At 36.9% G+C, this 17,562-nt stretch carries 13 protein-coding genes and 2 tRNA genes; 2 read left to right on the forward strand and 13 right to left on the reverse strand.

What is annotated here, in order from left to right:
• Nucleotides 1–50 precede the first annotated feature (50 nt).
• Together ACSHWW_RS02355 and ACSHWW_RS02360 are read right to left on the reverse strand one after the other, a co-directional pair.
• Nucleotides 51–1,640 carry a peptide MFS transporter gene (locus tag ACSHWW_RS02355; protein WP_435680795.1) on the reverse strand — a complete coding sequence of 530 codons (1,590 nt, stop codon included), beginning with the start codon at nucleotides 1,638–1,640 and terminating at the stop codon, nucleotides 51–53.
• 28 nt (nucleotides 1,641–1,668) lie between these two features.
• Entirely contained in the window at nucleotides 1,669–3,822 is a 2,154-nt protein-coding gene (locus ACSHWW_RS02360) for a S9 family peptidase (protein ID WP_435680796.1), read from the reverse strand.
• 127 nt (nucleotides 3,823–3,949) lie between these two features.
• Here ACSHWW_RS02360 and ACSHWW_RS02365 point away from each other — a divergent pair, with 127 nt between their 5' ends.
• Complete coding sequence (locus ACSHWW_RS02365; protein WP_435680797.1) at nucleotides 3,950–5,263, forward strand: hydroxymethylglutaryl-CoA reductase, degradative; 1,314 nt, start codon at nucleotides 3,950–3,952, stop codon at nucleotides 5,261–5,263.
• A 61-nt stretch (nucleotides 5,264–5,324) separates the two neighbouring features.
• Nucleotides 5,325–6,323, forward strand: a complete 999-nt coding sequence (locus tag ACSHWW_RS02370; RefSeq protein WP_435680798.1) for a GYDIA family GHMP kinase — start codon at nucleotides 5,325–5,327, stop codon at nucleotides 6,321–6,323.
• Between the two features lie 193 nt (nucleotides 6,324–6,516).
• On the opposite strand, the gene ACSHWW_RS02375 is transcribed toward ACSHWW_RS02370, so the two are convergent.
• From ACSHWW_RS02375 to gldJ, 11 genes are all read right to left on the reverse strand, one after another.
• A complete protein-coding gene (locus ACSHWW_RS02375; protein WP_435680799.1) occupies nucleotides 6,517–8,634 on the reverse strand; it encodes a peptidylprolyl isomerase in 2,118 nt (705 codons plus the stop codon).
• Nucleotides 8,635–8,780: 146 nt separating this feature from the next.
• Nucleotides 8,781–10,049, reverse strand: a complete 1,269-nt coding sequence (locus ACSHWW_RS02380; RefSeq protein WP_435680800.1) for a hemolysin family protein — start codon at nucleotides 10,047–10,049, stop codon at nucleotides 8,781–8,783.
• On the reverse strand, nucleotides 10,049–10,255 hold the full coding sequence (locus tag ACSHWW_RS02385; RefSeq protein ID WP_435680801.1) for a hypothetical protein: 207 nt from the start codon (nucleotides 10,253–10,255) through the stop codon (nucleotides 10,049–10,051). The genes ACSHWW_RS02380 and ACSHWW_RS02385 overlap by 1 nt, the downstream gene beginning before the upstream one ends.
• Nucleotides 10,252–10,818: an LPS export ABC transporter periplasmic protein LptC gene (gene lptC, locus ACSHWW_RS02390; RefSeq protein ID WP_435680802.1), complete on the reverse strand. Its 567-nt coding sequence runs from the start codon at nucleotides 10,816–10,818 to the stop codon at nucleotides 10,252–10,254. The genes ACSHWW_RS02385 and lptC overlap by 4 nt, the downstream gene beginning before the upstream one ends.
• Nucleotides 10,818–12,179: a hypothetical protein gene (locus tag ACSHWW_RS02395; protein WP_435680803.1), complete on the reverse strand. Its 1,362-nt coding sequence runs from the start codon at nucleotides 12,177–12,179 to the stop codon at nucleotides 10,818–10,820. The genes lptC and ACSHWW_RS02395 overlap by 1 nt, the downstream gene beginning before the upstream one ends.
• A gap of 19 nt (nucleotides 12,180–12,198) precedes the next feature.
• On the reverse strand, nucleotides 12,199–13,449 hold the full coding sequence (locus tag ACSHWW_RS02400; RefSeq protein WP_435680804.1) for a hypothetical protein: 1,251 nt from the start codon (nucleotides 13,447–13,449) through the stop codon (nucleotides 12,199–12,201).
• On the reverse strand, nucleotides 13,446–14,177 hold the full coding sequence (locus tag ACSHWW_RS02405; protein WP_435680805.1) for a type III pantothenate kinase: 732 nt from the start codon (nucleotides 14,175–14,177) through the stop codon (nucleotides 13,446–13,448). The genes ACSHWW_RS02400 and ACSHWW_RS02405 overlap by 4 nt, the downstream gene beginning before the upstream one ends.
• Nucleotides 14,178–14,187: 10 nt before the next feature.
• Nucleotides 14,188–14,265, reverse strand: a tRNA-Val gene (locus tag ACSHWW_RS02410).
• Between the two features lie 82 nt (nucleotides 14,266–14,347).
• Nucleotides 14,348–14,420: transfer RNA gene (locus ACSHWW_RS02415), tRNA-Phe, on the reverse strand.
• Between the two features lie 85 nt (nucleotides 14,421–14,505).
• Complete coding sequence (locus tag ACSHWW_RS02420) at nucleotides 14,506–15,759, reverse strand: UDP-N-acetylmuramoyl-tripeptide--D-alanyl-D-alanine ligase (protein WP_435680806.1); 1,254 nt, start codon at nucleotides 15,757–15,759, stop codon at nucleotides 14,506–14,508.
• 66 nt (nucleotides 15,760–15,825) lie between these two features.
• Nucleotides 15,826–17,517, reverse strand: coding sequence for a gliding motility lipoprotein GldJ (gldJ, locus tag ACSHWW_RS02425; protein ID WP_435680807.1), 1,692 nt, complete (start codon nucleotides 17,515–17,517; stop codon nucleotides 15,826–15,828).
• Between the last annotated feature and the right edge of the window lie 45 nt (nucleotides 17,518–17,562).

Genomic DNA, 17,562 nt, shown 5'->3' on the forward strand with positions numbered 1-17,562 from the left:
AAAACGCACCGAAGTGGTGCGTTTTTTATAAAATATTAAGGGATTATCGATTATCTGATACCGTGCATCATTTTTACAAGTAATCTACTTATCGCTAGCATAATAAATCCTGCGGCGATAGGAATGATTGTAAAAATCATAAAGAATGTTGCCATTCCATAGTCTTCTACAATTGGATCGATATAACGACCTGTAAGACCAGCAGCAGTATTTGCTATAAAGTTTGCAACAAACCATATACCGAACATTAATCCAACTAATTTTCCTGGAGAAAGCTTACTTACATAAGACAATCCTACTGGAGATACACATAACTCTCCTAAAGTGTGGAATAAGTAAGCAAGAATTAAGAATATCATACTTACAGATGCAGTTTTTGCTCCTAACGGAATTCCCATAGAACCAAATGCTAAAATTCCGAAACCAATACCTAATAGAATTAATCCAATTGCAAATTTAACAGGACCAGATGGATTCAATTTGCTTTCCCATAACTTAGAGAAAAGTGGTGCAAATGCTATGATAAAGAATGAGTTTAAAATACCAAACCATGAAGCTGGAACTTCAGGTGCTGGATCAGTAAACTGTCGGTAAAGCATCCATATCACGATTGCCCAAATAATTACAAAACTTAGTGCCAGTAAAATATTTGATAATCCAAATTTTGAGAAAGTTTGCTTGAATAACAATGCCAACACCCATGTGATAATAATCATAGGAATCACGGTAAGAAGCGTGTTGAATATTTTAAATATTAATGCACCATCACCTTCAAGAACTCTGTCTGTATAGTCTGCAGCAAAAATGGTCATAGATCCACCTGCTTGTTCAAACGCCCACCAGAAAAATATAGTAAAGAACGCTAAAACACCAATTACTATCAATCGATCAGAGACTACCTTAGATTTTTTAGCTTCATCTATAGTGTCTTCTATCGCATCTTCGGTTTCTTCTATTGCTTCTTCCATTGCATCATCAAAATCTTCAGCATCTTTAGGAGAAAGTCCGATTTTACCAAATATTTCTTGCGCAAAGAAAAATTGTAACATTCCTACAAACATGAAGATACCTGCGAGACCAAATCCATAATGCCATCCCACCGTTTCTCCGATATATCCACAAAGTAGAATACCTAGAAAGGCTCCTGCATTAATTCCCATATAAAATATAGTGTAACCTGCATCTTTTTCTTTGTCTTCAGTTTTGTAAAGCTTTCCTACCATAGAAGAAATATTGGGCTTGAACATTCCGTTACCTATAATAAGTAAAACTAGACCTAGATAGAAGAAAGTTCCTGTAAGTCCTTCTAAAGCCATAGAAGCATGCCCTAAAGTCATCAAAAGAGCTCCTATTACAACAGCTTTACGATAACCTGTAATCTTATCAGCTATTAATCCACCAAATATTGGGGTAACATAAACTAGCCCGGTGTAAAAAGCATAAAGAGTTAATGCATCTGCTCGGTCCCAGCCCCAACCTTCGTCAAAAACTGATGCTACTAAGAAAAGTACAAGTAACGCTCTCATTCCATAGTATGAGAAGCGTTCCCACATCTCTGTGAAGAAAAGAACAAAGAGTCCTGACGGGTGTCCTAGAACTGTTTTCTGGTTCGTTAGCGAACCACCAAATTTATATTCCATTTGATTATTTAATTAAGGTTAGTGAATTTTAAAGATTATCGTGAATAAAGTCGGTCATTTTATTGAATAAATGGATGCGTGTATTGCCTCCATAGATTCCGTGATTTTTGTCTGGATAAATCGCCCAGTTAAATTGCTTGTTTGCTTGTACAAGTGCTTCTACCATGCGCATGGTGTTTTGCACGTGTACATTATCGTCTGCGCTACCGTGTATGAGTAAGTACTTTCCTTTAAGCTTATCTACGTGACTCATAGGGCTGTTCTCATCATATCCACTTGCATTTTCTTGTGGAGTAGTCATGTAACGTTCTGTATAAATGGTATCATAGAATCTCCATGAAGTTACTGGCGCAACCGCTATCGCGGTACTAAAAGTATCATTTCCTTGAAGTATACAATTTGAACTCATAAATCCTCCATAAGACCAACCCCATATTCCTATACGTGAACTATCGATATAATCCATAGCGCCCATTTTTTTAGCAACGGCTATTTGATCTTCTACTTCATATTTACCGAGCTCTTTTTGTGTCATTTTCTTAAAATCGGCTCCTTTGTAACCTGTACCACGTCCATCGACACAAATCACCACATAACCATCGTTGGCTAGCATACTATGCCAGTAGTCATTTGCTCCATACCAGCGATTAGCCACTTGTTGAGAACCTGGACCACTGTATTGAAACATCAATAGCGGATATTCCTTTTTTGGATCAAAATCTGCTGGTTTCATAGTCCACATGTTCAAGTCATTTCCATTCACATTAATAGTAGAAAATTCTTTTTGAGCAAATTTGTAATCTTTTAATTTATCTAATAAACCACTGTTGTTTTGAATTTCTCTAACCTGATTTCCTTTTTTAGAATCGTGTAAAGTATACACTGGTGGAGTAGTAGCACTCGAATAAGTATTTATAAAGTAACTAAAATCACTACTGAAAGAAGCACTGTTTGAACCGATTCTGTTAGATAATTTTTTCTTCTTTTTACCTTTTAAAGATATTGAGTAAATCCCACGGTTAATGCTTCCGTCCTCTGTGCTTTGATAGAAAATACGCTTGTTTTTAGCATCATAGCCGTAGTAAGAAGTGACATCCCAGTTACCGCTGGTGATTTGTTTTTTCTCGTTACCATTTGCATCATAGTGGTAAATATGTCTCCAGTTATCTTTTTCACTGGTCCATAAAAAACTACCGTCTTCTAGGAACGTTAAATCATCGGTTACATCTACATAAGCTTTGTCTTTCTCAGTAAAAGCGATTTTTGCATTACCAGATCGATCTACATAATAGAAGTCAAGCACATCTTGGTGTCTGTTCAATACTTGAGCAGCCAGTTTCCCATTAGGCGAATAATTTATTCGAGCGATGTAAAACTCTTCTTTACGATTCAGATTGATTTCATTACGTTTTCGCGTAAGCAAGTCATACACATGCAATCCTACAACTGCGTTCTTTTCACCAGCTTTAGGGTATTTAAAAACGTCTTGCTTTTGATACAATCCACTGCCATAAACATCCATAGAAAATTCTGGAACCTCACTCTCGTCAAAAGAGATAAAAGCGATTTGTTTACTATCTGGACTCCATTGATAAGCACGCACTATGGCAAATTCCTCCTCATAAACCCAGTCAGAAACTCCGTTAATCAATTTATTATCCACGCCATCATTAGTGACCTGAGTAGTTGCACCGGTAATTAAATCTTTATAATAAATGTTGTTTTCAAAAACATAAGCCACTTTTTTACCATCTGGAGAAAGTGCTGGACTGCGCACGAGTTCATCACTTACTAGTGTTAATTCCTTAGTATTCATGTCATACACATGCACTTTATCATAAGAACTGTATCTAAAGATTTGTTCGCTTTGTGAAACTATAAGCATTTGAGATTCGTCATCGCTTAACGTGTAAGAACGTATCGGCATTTTAAGATCGGCACTACTTACTAAGGTTCCTGTTTTCTCGCCAGTCGCATAGCTGTATTTATCAATTGTTTGAGTGCGGTCACGATTATAATTGAGAACGATGTACTCTTTACCGTTATTTAAAGATTCTAGAGATTGTAAACCAGCGGTACGAAACTCGCCTGTATAAATGTCCTCTACGGTAATATTTTCTTGAGCTATCATCACTGAACTGGTCAGTAAAAACAAAGCTGCAATAAGACTCTTCTTAATCATAAATGTTCAAAATGGGTTAAAGTATCAAGTATACAGAAAAAATAGCAAAAATCCCGCCGTTTATGCTATAATCCTTAAACAAGGATTAACGCTCGTAATTGTATCTTTGTCTCTTAAATATTTTTCAATGAATGTACCTGTAATCGGTTTTTCAAAACTCTCTAAAACAGAAAAAGTTAACTGGCTCGTTACTGCCTATTTTAATGGAGACACCACCGCTAGCGATATTATTACTCGATACTGGAATGATGATAAAAAACTGCAAGAACTGCATGACGGTTTCAGTGAAAACACGATTACTAACTACTACTTTCCCTTTGGACTGGCGCCTAATTTTCTCATAGACGATAAATTGGTCACTATTCCTATGGCAATCGAGGAAAGCTCGGTCGTTGCGGCGGCGAGTAAAGCGGCTAAATTTTGGCTAGAACGTGGTGGTTTTAAAACCCAAATTAAATCGACCATAAAATCGGGTCAGGTGCACTTAATGTATCACGGTTTGAATAGTGAGATGGAGGCGTTTTACGCTTTCGCGAAAGCGGACTTACTACAATCCATCCAGTCCATAAATGCCAGCATGAAAAAACGTGGCGGTGGATTACAGTCGCTCGAACTGGTGAACAAAACAGAAAATCTAGACGGTTACTACCAGTTGCACGCGACTTTTGAAACCAAAGATGCGATGGGTGCAAATTTCATCAACACCACACTGGAACAACTGGCGACTACGTTCAGAGAAAAAGCTACAGAATTTAAAGGATTTTCAAGCGATGCCCCAGAGGTGATTATGAGTATATTGAGTAATTATGTACCGCAATGTGTTGTAAATGTTTCGGTTTCTTGTAAAATTGATGAAATAGGAACGATAAATGGTGTAAGCGGTGCCGATTTTGCCCGCAAATTTACTCGTGCGGTGGACATTGCAACCGTGGAACCTTATCGTGCGGTGACGCATAACAAAGGAATCATGAACGGTATAGATGCTGTGGTGATAGCGACTGGTAACGATTTTAGAGCCGTAGAGGCTGGCGTGCATGCTTATGCATCTCGGGATGGACAGTATAGAAGTTTGACTCGTGCTCGTGTAGAGAATGACACTTTTACCTTTGAAGCAGATTTCCCTCTAGCCCTAGGAACCGTAGGCGGACTTACGTCGCTACATCCACTTTCTAAACTGGCGATGCGAATTTTAGGAAATCCCAGTGCCGAAGACTTAATGAAAGTAACCGCTGTTTGTGGACTAGCTCAGAATTTTGCGGCCTTACATTCTTTAGTGACGACAGGAATACAGGCAGGACATATGAAAATGCATATAGTCAACATGCTAGAGCAAATAGGAGCAAACGACGCCGAAAAAGCACAACTTAAACAAGCTTTTCAAGATAAAACACCGAGTTTTTCAGCATTACGTGAGACGCTGGATGGAATGAGGAAGAAGTAATAGAATATCTAAAGGGCACACTTAAGTCTGCATCTTGGGCATATAACAGGAATAAAAAAGATTGAATAAATCAAATCACATAAAAAAGTACACCGCTCACGGCAAGTTCCTTATCACAGGCGAATATGCCGTGCTGGATAATGTTCCAGCACTTGCTATTCCGTTACAATTGAATCAGCAGTTGGAAGTTAAAATAAGAGATGATAAAATGTTCTCTTGGAAAAGCTATGATGTAGATGGTAGTTTGTGGTTTGAAACTAAGCTTACACTAAGAGTTTTAGGTCTTGAGGTTATAAATTATGGAATCGATAACCTAGATGATAAGATGCTCCCTATTTATGGAGCAACTAGAATTGTGGCGATGGAAGGCGATGATTCTATTGCAATAAAGTTGGTTGAAATCTTAAGAAAAGCTATTGAATTAAACCCTAATGCAATTGAGAAAATAGCCACTGGGTTTGAGGCAGTCACTACACTTGATTTCAATCGTAAATATGGTATGGGGACAAGTTCGACCTTGATTTCGCTTGTTTCTCAATGGCTAGAATGTGATGCTTATGCATTGCAGTTTGAATGTTTTGGCGGTAGCGGATATGATATAGCTTGTGCTACGGCAGAGTGTGCGCTTATTTATAATTATAATAACGCTCAACCTACGGTGGAATTTCTCGATTGGAATCCAGCAGTTAAACATTCTATTTTCTTTATCTATCTCAATAAAAAACAAAATAGTAGAGACTCCATTGCACGTTTTAATAGTGCATTACTTACTGATGAATTAAGAACCGAATTGAGTGAGATGCCACAACGTTTTATAAAGGCTTCAAATAATTTGACAGATTTCAATACTCTTATTAATCGACACGAAGCTATTATCTCGAGTTTGATAGGACTTGAACCAGTGCAGCAAAAGCTTTTCCCTGATTATACGGGCGCGATAAAAAGTTTAGGTGGTTGGGGCGGCGATTTTATGATGTGTACTGGTGGAGTAGAGGAACGTAATTATTTTAAGTCTCGTGGTTATGAAGTCCTATTGGAATGGGATGAGGTTGTTGCCTGAACTTGAACATGAACCTGAACTCCAATCCGAATTGAAACTGATTACTTAATGTCGTTTTAATAAAGCACAATACTTAGTGCAGTCTTATAACCTAGGCTATCATAGTATATCTAACCGACTTCATTTTTGAAAATTAATGTACAAAAAAAACGCCGCTCAATGAGCGGCGTTTTTAATATGTGTAAGCTAGTTTCTAGTAGAACGTTGCTCTGTTGTCTGTTATTTCAACTGACTTCTTAAGTGCTTCTACAAGTTTAGAAGTTGCTTGGTTTGCTGTACGTTGTGCCACCTCATTTGCATCAGATCCATAGTTTCCTAAATCTGGTGCGTTTTCAATTGCTGTAACCTTTACTACAAATACACCTTTTTCACCTGCGATAGGCTTAGAAGTTGCTCCTTGCTCAAGACCAAATGCTGTTCCTACTACTTTAGGCTCTTCACCTACACCAGGAATAGTTGGGTTCTTACGATTAACAGATGTTGCTGCTCTTGCGTTTTGACCTTGTGCTGCTGCGATGTCATTAACGTCAGTGGCAGTAATTTTATCCATGATCATTTTTGCTTTCTTCTTGTTACGTAAGATAGGAGTAACAGTTGCACTAGCATCTTCGGCACTCATAAGTCCTTCTTCAGACTTTCTTGTTAACTGAACGATTACATAACCTTGTGACGTTTCAAAACGTTCTGTCTCACCTACATCTGTATTTTCTCTAAATGCCCATTGCACGATAGAGCGATTTCTTTGAAGACCTGGTAGATTTTCATCTAGAGCTTTTAAACTTTTAACTGGTTTTACCTCTAGTGAGAATTCTTTTGCTACTTCAGCAAAATCTTTATCTGCAACTCCTTGTTGGAATTTCTGTGCATTTGTGAATAGTTGCTTTCCAGTTGCCTTAGAAGCTTCTACTTTTTTAGCAACAGTTGCAATCTTAATCGCTTCACTAGGTGCTGCAGTATCTTCAATACGTATAATGTGGTAACCGAAAGAACTTTCGGCTATTCCTACTGTTCCTTTATCGTTTGAATATAAAAAGTCTCTATATCCTTTTGCAAGGCTTCTTCCGTTTCCAGAGCTCATCATCCATCCTAGATCTTCAGCTTTTGCAACTTCAGTGTTTTTATTGAAGTAATCCCATTGCGTTGCATATTTTTTACTGTTTTGACCAGTGATTGCAAACACAGAATCTGCTAATCTCTTAGCTTCTTCTTTAGTGCGAGTGGCTGCAGAACGCTCAGCTCCTGCATATGCAAAAAGAATGTGCTTGTTCTGTACACTATCCATTAACATCTTCTTGTCTTCAACACGTGCTATTTTTATATACTCACCATCTTCATAAGGTCCATAAGTCGCACCTTTTTCAAGATTTGCCATCGCTTTGGCAGCAGCAGGCAATTTAGAAGTTAAAACATAAGTTCCATCATAAGGAACGTCTGATTGTGCGTTTACAAATGTTTCGATATCTGTAACGCCTTCAAGTCCTTTATTAATTTCTGTTTTATTTGTGTTAGTATTAAACACTTCGTAGCTCGCAGGAAGGATTTTAGCTAGGTCAGCTTTCATCTTATCTTTATCTGCTTGAGATGCTTTATCTTCAAATACCACGTACTGGATATCACGTTGTGCTTGTGCCTTGTATTTTGATTCGTTTTTAGAAACGTAATCTGCAATTTCTGATTTAGAAACTTCAACAAGTGAATCTGCGATGCTTGTGTAAGGAATGTTTACAAACGTAAAGCTACGGTTATCATTTGCTAGACGGTATTCCATCTCTCCAGCAGCTTGCGTACCTATAATTCCAGACTTTAATAAGTTGAAGAATTGATTTTGCTTTGCTTGATCTGCAGCGTTATTTACGTCTTGTAACCATAACTGGTAGCGTTCTGGTTGATTGTTTTTCAAATCTGCCACAAATGTGTTCAACTTAATTTCAGAGAACTGTCCATTTTCATCTTGGAAAATAGGAGCATTTGCATACATAGTTGTGATTTGGTTTTTCACAGCCTCATCAGAAACTTCTATACCAGCTTCATCGATTTGCATCTTTAAAACGGCGTCTCTAACCTCTGCATCCCAAACGCTATTTACTGCTTGTACTGTTGATGTACCTGCACCACGTTGTTGCATAGTCGCTTCAACTCTACGTCCAAAAGCTTCTCTATCCAGCTCTGTACTTCCTACAGAACCTAGTGAAGACGCTTTTGCAGCACCGTTAGAGGTGAGCAAACCTTGAATAATAAATGCAAATAATGCAAGTGCAATTACTAGAATAAGGATCAATCCTTGTGATCTAATTTTACCTAATATGGCCATTGTAAATGGGTTTAATTTTAAAGTGTCGGCGAAAATAGTGTTTTCCCTGTAATAATTAAAGCTTAAAGTGTGCTTTATAGCAGTAAGTTGGGTGATAATTTTGCTTTCGCGAAAGCGTAATTAAAACGACCTACAGTCTTTAACGACTATTCTTTATCCAGAATCTCCATGTGGATAAGGTCAATCTTGTTATTTGAGGTCTCCAGAATGGTGAATTTATAATTCTCGATATGGACAATGTCGCCTTCCATGGGAATACCTTCTGTCTGGAAAACAATCAATCCACCTAAGGTTTCATACTGCTCATTATCTGGTAAATTGAGCTTGTAATTTTCATTAATACTATCTACCTCTAGTCGAGCACTGAATTTATACTCAGTTTCACTAATTTGTGTATCGATTAATGTGTCAGAATCATGCTCATCTTCAATCTCTCCAAAAAGTTCTTCAACGATGTCCTCTACAGTTATTAAACCAGAGGTTCCACCATATTCATCGAGTACGATGGCGATACTTTTACGGCGTTTCATGAGTAGATTCAAGACATCTTTGGCAAGCATGGTTTCAGGTACGTTAATGACGCTGCGAGTGATGTTTTTTAATTCTTCGGGATTTTTAAAAAGATCAAAACTGTGCACATAACCAGTAATGTCATCTATGGTTTCCTCGTGGATTAATATTTTAGAAAGTCCAGTATTTACAAATTTTTTATTGAGTTCCTTAAGGTCTATATCTTGTTGAACTGATATCATCTCTGTTCTAGGAACCATGACCTCGCGTGCTTTAACAGCTGAAAAATCTAGAGCGTTTTGAAATATTTGTATTTCAGTATCTACATCATCTTGTTCTTGTGAACTTTCCATTTGCTCAGTAATATAATTACCGAGCTCGATTTTTGAAAAAGAAAGCTGAATGTTATCACCGTCTGATTTAAAAAATATGCGCAAGAAATAATCTGAAATCTTAATACATATCCAGGAAATAGGGAAAAATAATACGTAAAATATATATGCAGGAACGGCTAGCAGTTTAAGTAACTCGTTAGAATATATTTGAAAAAATACTTTAGGTAAAAACTCAGCAGTTAGTAAAATTACTAGGGTAGATATAACCGTTTGTACTACAAGCTGTAAACCTTCAGTAAGGTCTAAATAAGGTATGATGAGTTGGTCTGTAACTAGATCACCCATATAGATTCCATAAACTACTAAGGCTATGCTGTTTCCTATGAGCATAGAGATAATAAACTTAGAAGGATGGATGGTAAGATTACGTAAAATGCGGCCTATAAAGTCTTCCTGGCGTTTTTCTAATTCTATGTGAATCTTATTTGAAGAAACATATGCGATCTCCATACCTGAGAAAAAGGCACTGAGTATAAGCATAGTTATAATAATGAGTACGCTGGTAATCATTATTGAGAATCGTCTTTTTTATTACGGTCTTCAAATTTACCTATGTACTTTTTTCTGAAGAAATACATAAAAATGACAAGAGCAGCCATAACCCATAAAAGGTAAGCCATGTTAGGATTGTCACTAAATTCATAGAATCCTCTTACTATAAAAAACCCAGCAAATAGTAGGTAAGCGTACTGAAAATATTTAAAGAATTTTGTCATTTTTTCAATGTTCTATAGAACTGATCGTTATTGTTACGCACTATGGTTTTACTTAAATCCTGGTTTGCATCTAGCATATCTCCAGTAGTTACTGCATTTTTAAGATTAGTCTTAAAGGAGTGATCTGTAAATATCCATTTAGCTTGTTGATCCCAGTATAATTGAGATCCGTTAAAAGTGTTTCCATCATGATCTACGATGGTCACATTTCCTTTCAAATCTACTAAATCTGAATCACTAAACATAATAGCATAGTCTGCAGTGATGTTAGTTTCTAGAACGCTATCGTTTTTATGTTCATAAACTATAACGTGAATTCCATCTGGGAACTCTGTGTAAGGATATGTGTCATTTGAAAAGTCTAGCATGGTCTCACCTTCCATTCTTACTTTAATGTAACCGCTGTCTGTATGCTTGAGAAGCATTTCTTTTACTTCACCTATAGGCTCGTTTGATGCTATTTGCATCTTTTGAATAGCCTTAAGGTTATCATCACATGATAAAACACAAATCACGGCCATGGCCGTGATCGTGATTTTTAATATGTGAATGAGTTGTTTCATTATGGTATTCTTACAGAATCTCCAACCCAACAGTTGAATCTAATAGTGTCACCAGAGTTGTAAGCTTTTTCCATGAAAATCTCAGATTTCTGTGGAGCGCGTCCTCTGTAACTTGCTGCTGTTTGACTAGCGTTTGATTTTAAACTTGCATCTACACTACCAGCTTTATCTGCGTAGCGAGCTGCTAACCAATTTACGGCTCTTTTCTCAAATGGAGTAGCTCCACAGCTGTTTGCACTACTAGCTATCATCGCAGCGATTCTTAAATATGGTGCGCCAAAAGAAGGTTTTGCAGCATTTGCAGCGAGGTACTCTTTTTTAGCATTTCCATACTGACCTTTTCCTTTATAAATCTCACCTTTCTTAAAGTGAATTTTAGATTTAGTATTATTATCTGCTCCTAGAGATATAGCTTGATCCCAGTACTGGAACTTCTCAGACTCAGACGTTGCGATGTTTCCTAAACCATAAGCTGTTTTCCAGCTAGGCTTTAAAACGTGCAATGCTTTAACTGATCTTACATATAATGGAGCGTCTGTACAATCTTTACCTTGTAATCTTCTCAATACATTGCTCAACCATTTCTCGTCGCTTTGCTTAGTATTAAAATCTTGCTCATATAAAGGAATTAACTTATCACAATCTGCAAGTTGACCTAGTGTACCGTTTACACTTTTCATAACGATGTTATAGTTCTTCAAGTTCTTCTCTTGATTCTCTATGTTCTTTTCTTCTTGCTCTGTAATAGAACCTTCAGTTTCTTTTTTATCCATTAATTCCTGGATAACTTTAGAACGCTCATCCTGTACTTCTTCAATTCTTTGAGTCAATCCATCATAGGTATCAAAAAGTTTTTGAAGGTCAACATTGTTGGATTTGTATTCTTTCTCAGCTAACTTGAAGTAAGTGATCATCCCATTAGGGTCTGTGAAGTTATCTGCATCTTTAGTAAATACATCTTCTAGCATTAAGTATTGCTCAGTTTGTGTTCCTAAACCGTACTTATACATTTTACTTGCAAGTTCAACCTTTTTCTTACTTACGTTTACTGCAGTAGGGAATAAGTTAATCTGACCATTAAGCATATCGATAAGTCCTTGAGCGTTATCTTCTTTTACACCTATCTTTTTTCTAAGGCGGTGTTCATAGATAAGTTCACCATATTGATAAATGGCTGCGCTAGTTCTAGGGCATTTTGCAACAAGATCGTTTAATTGTTTATAAGCTTCGTCGTAGTTTTTTGCTTTTGCATTTTCTGCAAATATGCTTAACATGACGTTACAATCTCCTGCTTCTTGCGCTTTCGCGAAAGCGATACTGATAACAGCGATTAAGGTTAAGAATGTAGTTTTAAGGTTCATAATGCTAGATTTATAGTTCTTAATTATATTTTCTTTTCTGGAACCATCTATCATTAAGTGATAATCCCAACGAGATGCTAAAGAAATTCTCTTTAACTAAACCGCTTGAAGTAGTTCCACGTTGCCCTAATTCAAAACCAATGTTTGCATTTGAAAAGGCGCTAGTTTGTCCTACTGGTATACCTATTCCAAAAGATATGCCAAACTCTGTAATGTCTTCTCCATTGAGTTGAAGACCTGTTTCCTCATAGCGCATTCCACCACGGTAAGTTGCTCTACTCCAGTAGCTAGAGATGCTATTGTAGTTAGGGATGAAGTATCCACCAAATTTATATGAAGTAGCATCTGTGAAAGTTGCGTTTGATGGTGAGAAAGTTCTATTAGTAGTACTGCTGGTTCCTTGAAGCGTATATTCTGCCGCGGCAAACCATTTTAATCGTTCTCCAAAACCTAATCCTAATGTAATCTCTGATGGTAATTTAAATTTTTCACGAGGAACGTCAAATTCCTCAGAGTCTATAATAAATTCACTGTTACCACTACCTAAAGTTATTCTGGATAGTGTTCTACTATTATCTCCTGTTATATCACTTTCAGGAGAAAAGGTAGCACTTGCCTGGATTTCATATTTATCATTCAAGTCACCTGCATAGTGAAGTCCAAAGTTGTAAGAAACTCCACTGAAGTCAGTTTCATTAAATTCATTTGAACCGTATTGAACATTAGAAAATACGACACTTGATGAATTTGTCTCTTGACCAAAATTGTAGCGAACCTCTCCACCAATATTAAAGCCTTTTGCAATTTGATAACCGAAACCAAAATAAGCTCTATTTAAACTTCCTTCACCTTCAAAGTTGGTGTAAATATCATCATCTAGGGTTCCTAATTTATATCCTACAGATTGGAAAGGAATTAATCCAAATCCAAATGCAGCTTTTCTACTCACAGGAATCCCTACGCTTACATACTCAATAGTGGTATTGTCATAGGTTTCTTTTTCTGTAGCAGTCTCTGCCCAAGTTTCAGTGTGGACTGCACCTACTGTGTAAGTGGTAAGTCTTAAATTACCGTAAGCGGCAGGATTAAGTAAGTTCAGGTGAATACTATCACTATAGGTGCGTATTCCACCCATACTGCGATTTTCTATCGTGCCTTTAAATGTTTGCTGTCCTAATCCAAAGAAGGAGTAAGGAGACGAAGTACGTTGTTGCGCAATACCTGTAAAGCAAGTAAATGCTACTAAAACGATTAAAATACTTCTTATCATATTTCTTTATTAAAATGGTATAAATAATAGATGCCGTATAGCATCAAAAAAGGCGTGGCAAAGAAACGGCTTTTTAGTTGAGTTGACAACACTTGAGCATCTCCACCGGTCATAAAAACCTGTATGTCTTTATTTTTTTTACGATACTGTTTAATGCATCCTTTTATTTCTTGAGATAAACCGTTGATAACACCACTGTGTATGCTGTTTTCAGTTGAATTGCCCACGAAATTTTCTATAGGTTGCGCATTTAATAACGGCAAGTTTGCAGTAAAATTATGAAGAGATTCATAACGTAATCTTAAACCTGGAGAAATAGCGCCTCCATGATAGTTCATATCACCATCTAGATAGTCATAAGTAACGCATGTTCCTGCGTCTATTATTAACGCACTTTTTCCATTTTTGATTTGGGATATTGCACCGGCTACTAGTGCGATCCTGTCATTTCCTAATGTACTGGATTTATACAGGTTTTGAAAAGGTAATTTTATATCATTAGTAATGATATAAACATCTAATTGCCCTTTTAGGAATTTCAATAAATTTTCATTAAAATGTCCGACTTGACACAATGCGGCGTTTTTAATTTCAGGAAAATTGGATAATAGAGTAGAAGTGTCCTGTATAAAATCTTTCTCAGTCGTTCTTGAAATTTCATGAACTTTATAATTTTCAACAGCTGCTATCTTAATGGACGTGTTTCCTATGTCAATTACTAGAATCATATAAATTTAGTGGTGTGGAATACTGGATTCGAACCAGCGACCTTTACGATGTCAACGTAACGCTCTAAACCAACTGAGCTAATCCCACTATTGCTGGTAAATATAAATGGACTTATTAAGTATAAAGTTATAGAAAACAAAAAAGGCTGCCTAAAAAAGACAGCCTTTTGTGGTACCTCCAGGAATCGAACCAGGGACACATGGATTTTCAGTCCATTGCTCTACCAACTGAGCTAAGGTACCTTTTGCTCTAAAGCGGTGGCAAATTTAAGCAATTATATTTTTGACGAAAGCTTTTGAGAGTTTTTTTTCAAAAAAGCGCAAAAATTTATGTGATAATTTCTAGAGTGCGTTCTAGAGCCATACCACGAGAGCCTTTAATGAGTAATGCAGATGATTTTTTTTCATCAATTTCAAACTCATTTTTAAAAGTTTCAAAATCTACGAAAACTTGAGCTTTTTCTGATTTGACTTTTGAAAATGCCTCGCCAATCAAGTAAATACTGTTTATTTCAAGTTTTTGAGCTAAGTCTGCAATTCTTTGATGTTCTACTGAAGTGTAATTTCCTAACTCAAACATATCTCCTAACACGGCAATTTTATATGTTTCTGGTTGCTTGCTTAAATTGTTTAAAGCAACTTCCATACTGCTAGGGTTTGCATTATAAGCGTCTAGAATAATTTTTACTTGTCCTTTTTTAATAATTTGAGAACGATTATTTGTCGGTTTGTAAACAGAAAGTCCTTTAATGATATCAATAGTACTCATGTTAAAAACCTGACCTACAGCAGCAGCGAGAAGCATGTTGTGATAATTGTATGAACCTATCAATTGAGTGTCTGTGATATGTCCTTCAAACTCTAATTTTATAAATGGCTCAGCGGTGATGAGTTTGCTATCTGTACTTGTAATAAAGCGTTCAATGCCTTGAGATCTTTTCAATTGTTCTTGATCCCAGTGACCTACAATTGCCGTTTTTTCATGAGCTCTTAAATGCTCAAAAAGTTCGCTTTTTGCGGTTTTAATATTCTCTTCACTACCAAAGCCTTCAAGATGTGCTTTCCCAAAATTAGTTATGAGACCATAATCTGGTAATGCGATATTTGCAAGAGCTTCAATTTCTTTCAAGTGATTAGCACCCATTTCTACCACACCTATTTCTGTAGATTTGTCAAAACCTAATAGGGTCAATGGTACTCCTATGTGGTTATTAAGATTCCCTATCGTTCCTTTCACATTATATTTTTGTGAAAGAACAGAAATAATTAATTCTTTAGTAGTGGTTTTTCCATTACTACCTGTAAGAGATACTATAGGGATGTTGAGTTGTTTTCTGTGGTAAGTTGCGAGTTGTTGTAATGCCGCTAGTACATCGTTCACTACGGTAACTCTTGAGTCTGCCATCCATTTAGAATCGCTAGAGACAGCATGAGATGCACCTTTTTCAAAAGCTTGTTCAACGTAGAGATTACCGTCAAAGTTATCTCCTGATAGGGCAAAGAAAAGTTCACCTTCTGTGATTTTACGAGTGTCTGTTTGGATTCCATTACTTGCAATGAAATGTTTATATAATTCTTCCATAAAATAAGTGCATAAAAAAGCCCTTAAAAATAAGGGCTTCTTTTTTATTTCTAAACTCTCAAAATATTAATTACGAGGTCTTTTCTTCTTTTTAGACTTAGATCCTACACGAGACATTGCACAACGGAAACCTAAATCATCCTTTGCCATATCTTGTGGATAGAATCTACGGTTAGCAGGATCTAGCCAGTAAGCTCTATCTCTCCATGATCCACCTTTAATAACACGCACTTCATTATCAATAAGTGTAGTACGAGTATTTTCTTTATCGTATTGTCTGTCTAGAGTTCCAGCAGAATCTGCCATTACTGTATGCTTAGGTGAGTCATACATTCTCTTAGAATCTTCTAACTGATCTGAGTTGTCAAAATATTTTGAAGAACGACGGTCACCATCACGGAAGTCACGGTTATCGCTACGATCAAAGTTAGTTCTCAAGTAAGTTTCATTTTCATCAACGGCAACTTGCTGGATTTCTCCAGGTAATGCACGTGCGATTGTTTTACCATTAGATAGCGTGTCATAAACAATAGAATCAGCTTCTACTAAAGCAATCATACCATCTGCACCTATTTTGTTTTTTGTGTACTGGTTACCACGGTAGTAGTTAAAGTCGTTAAACTCATCATCTACTATAGGACGATAAACATCAGCTACCCATTCAGAAACGTTTCCTGCCATATCATAAACACCAAATTCGTTTGGCTCGTAAGACATAACCTCTGCAGTAATATCTGCTCCGTCATCACTCCATCCTGCGATTCCACCATAATCTCCATCACCTTGCTTGAAGTTTGCCATGTGATCTCCACGAGTTTGTCTTTTTCCACTACGTGTGTACTGACCATCCCATGGGTATTTTTTTCTACCGCGGTATGCGTTGTATTCTCTTTGAGAAACTTCAGCAAGTGCTGCATATTCCCATTCAGCTTCAGTAGGTAAACGGTATCCTGGAAGCATGATTCCATCTTTACCAGTTACATAAAGTCCAGAAGCTTCTCCACTTCCATCACCTTGTTTAGCTGCTTTTTGTGTTTTCTTTTTCTCTAGGGCTTGACTTCTTTTACCACCACGAGTTTTTTCATCGTCTCCACCATAGGCTAGAGTAGGTGCGTTTAAGTAAGTATCAGTGCTAAAAGTTGATCCAGCTTCTTGATTTGCTAGAGCTTCTTTAGAAGTATAACCTTGTTGATTAAGAATTAACTCATTCACACGGTCAGTTCTCCATTCAGAGAATTCAACTGCTTGAATCCAAGTAACTCCTACTACAGGATAGTTTTGGTATGCTGGGTGACGTAAGTAATTCTTAGTCATTTCCTCGTTAAATCCTAAACGGTTTCTCCATACTAATGTATCTGGAACCGCACCGTTATAGATGTTACGGTATTCTTCATCTTCTGGTGGGAATACTCCTTTAATCCAATCAAGCATTTCAAGATACATTCCATTTGTTACTTCAGTCTCATCTATATAGAATGACTGAACGTGCTGTTGATTAGGAGTGTTATTCCAATCGTGCATAGGGTCATCCTTAACGCGTCCCATGGTAAATGTACCACCTTCAACAAATACTAAACCTGGACCAGTTTCCTGCTCTTTATATTTAGTGTTTAATTCAAATCCACCGTTTTTACCGGTAACGTCCCATCCAGTTCCTCGAGATGTGCTAGAATAATCGTTTCCACCACCGCCACAGCTCACTAGTGCAACACCAGCGATTAGTGTGAATACTGCTTTCAATGCAAAGTACTTCTTCATTTTAAGATATTATTTAGAAAAATGTCTCGCAATATAACAACTTCA

It is taken from the genome of Nonlabens sp. (genome assembly GCF_051251825.1).
Classification (GTDB): domain Bacteria; phylum Bacteroidota; class Bacteroidia; order Flavobacteriales; family Flavobacteriaceae; genus Nonlabens.

Coding starts and splice junctions, on each gene's coding strand:
- ACSHWW_RS02355 (WP_435680795.1), bottom strand. CDS start 1,640: ATGGAATATAAATTTGGTGGTTCGCTAACGAACCAGAAAACAGTTCTA.
- ACSHWW_RS02360 (WP_435680796.1), bottom strand. CDS start 3,822: ATGATTAAGAAGAGTCTTATTGCAGCTTTGTTTTTACTGACCAGTTCA.
- ACSHWW_RS02365 (WP_435680797.1), top strand. CDS start 3,950: ATGAATGTACCTGTAATCGGTTTTTCAAAACTCTCTAAAACAGAAAAA.
- ACSHWW_RS02375 (WP_435680799.1), bottom strand. CDS start 8,634: ATGGCCATATTAGGTAAAATTAGATCACAAGGATTGATCCTTATTCTA.
- ACSHWW_RS02380 (WP_435680800.1), bottom strand. CDS start 10,049: ATGATTACCAGCGTACTCATTATTATAACTATGCTTATACTCAGTGCC.
- ACSHWW_RS02385 (WP_435680801.1), bottom strand. CDS start 10,255: ATGACAAAATTCTTTAAATATTTTCAGTACGCTTACCTACTATTTGCT.
- lptC (WP_435680802.1), bottom strand. CDS start 10,818: ATGAAACAACTCATTCACATATTAAAAATCACGATCACGGCCATGGCC.
- ACSHWW_RS02395 (WP_435680803.1), bottom strand. CDS start 12,179: ATGAACCTTAAAACTACATTCTTAACCTTAATCGCTGTTATCAGTATC.
- ACSHWW_RS02400 (WP_435680804.1), bottom strand. CDS start 13,449: ATGATAAGAAGTATTTTAATCGTTTTAGTAGCATTTACTTGCTTTACA.
- ACSHWW_RS02405 (WP_435680805.1), bottom strand. CDS start 14,177: ATGATTCTAGTAATTGACATAGGAAACACGTCCATTAAGATAGCAGCT.
- ACSHWW_RS02420 (WP_435680806.1), bottom strand. CDS start 15,759: ATGGAAGAATTATATAAACATTTCATTGCAAGTAATGGAATCCAAACA.
- gldJ (WP_435680807.1), bottom strand. CDS start 17,517: ATGAAGAAGTACTTTGCATTGAAAGCAGTATTCACACTAATCGCTGGT.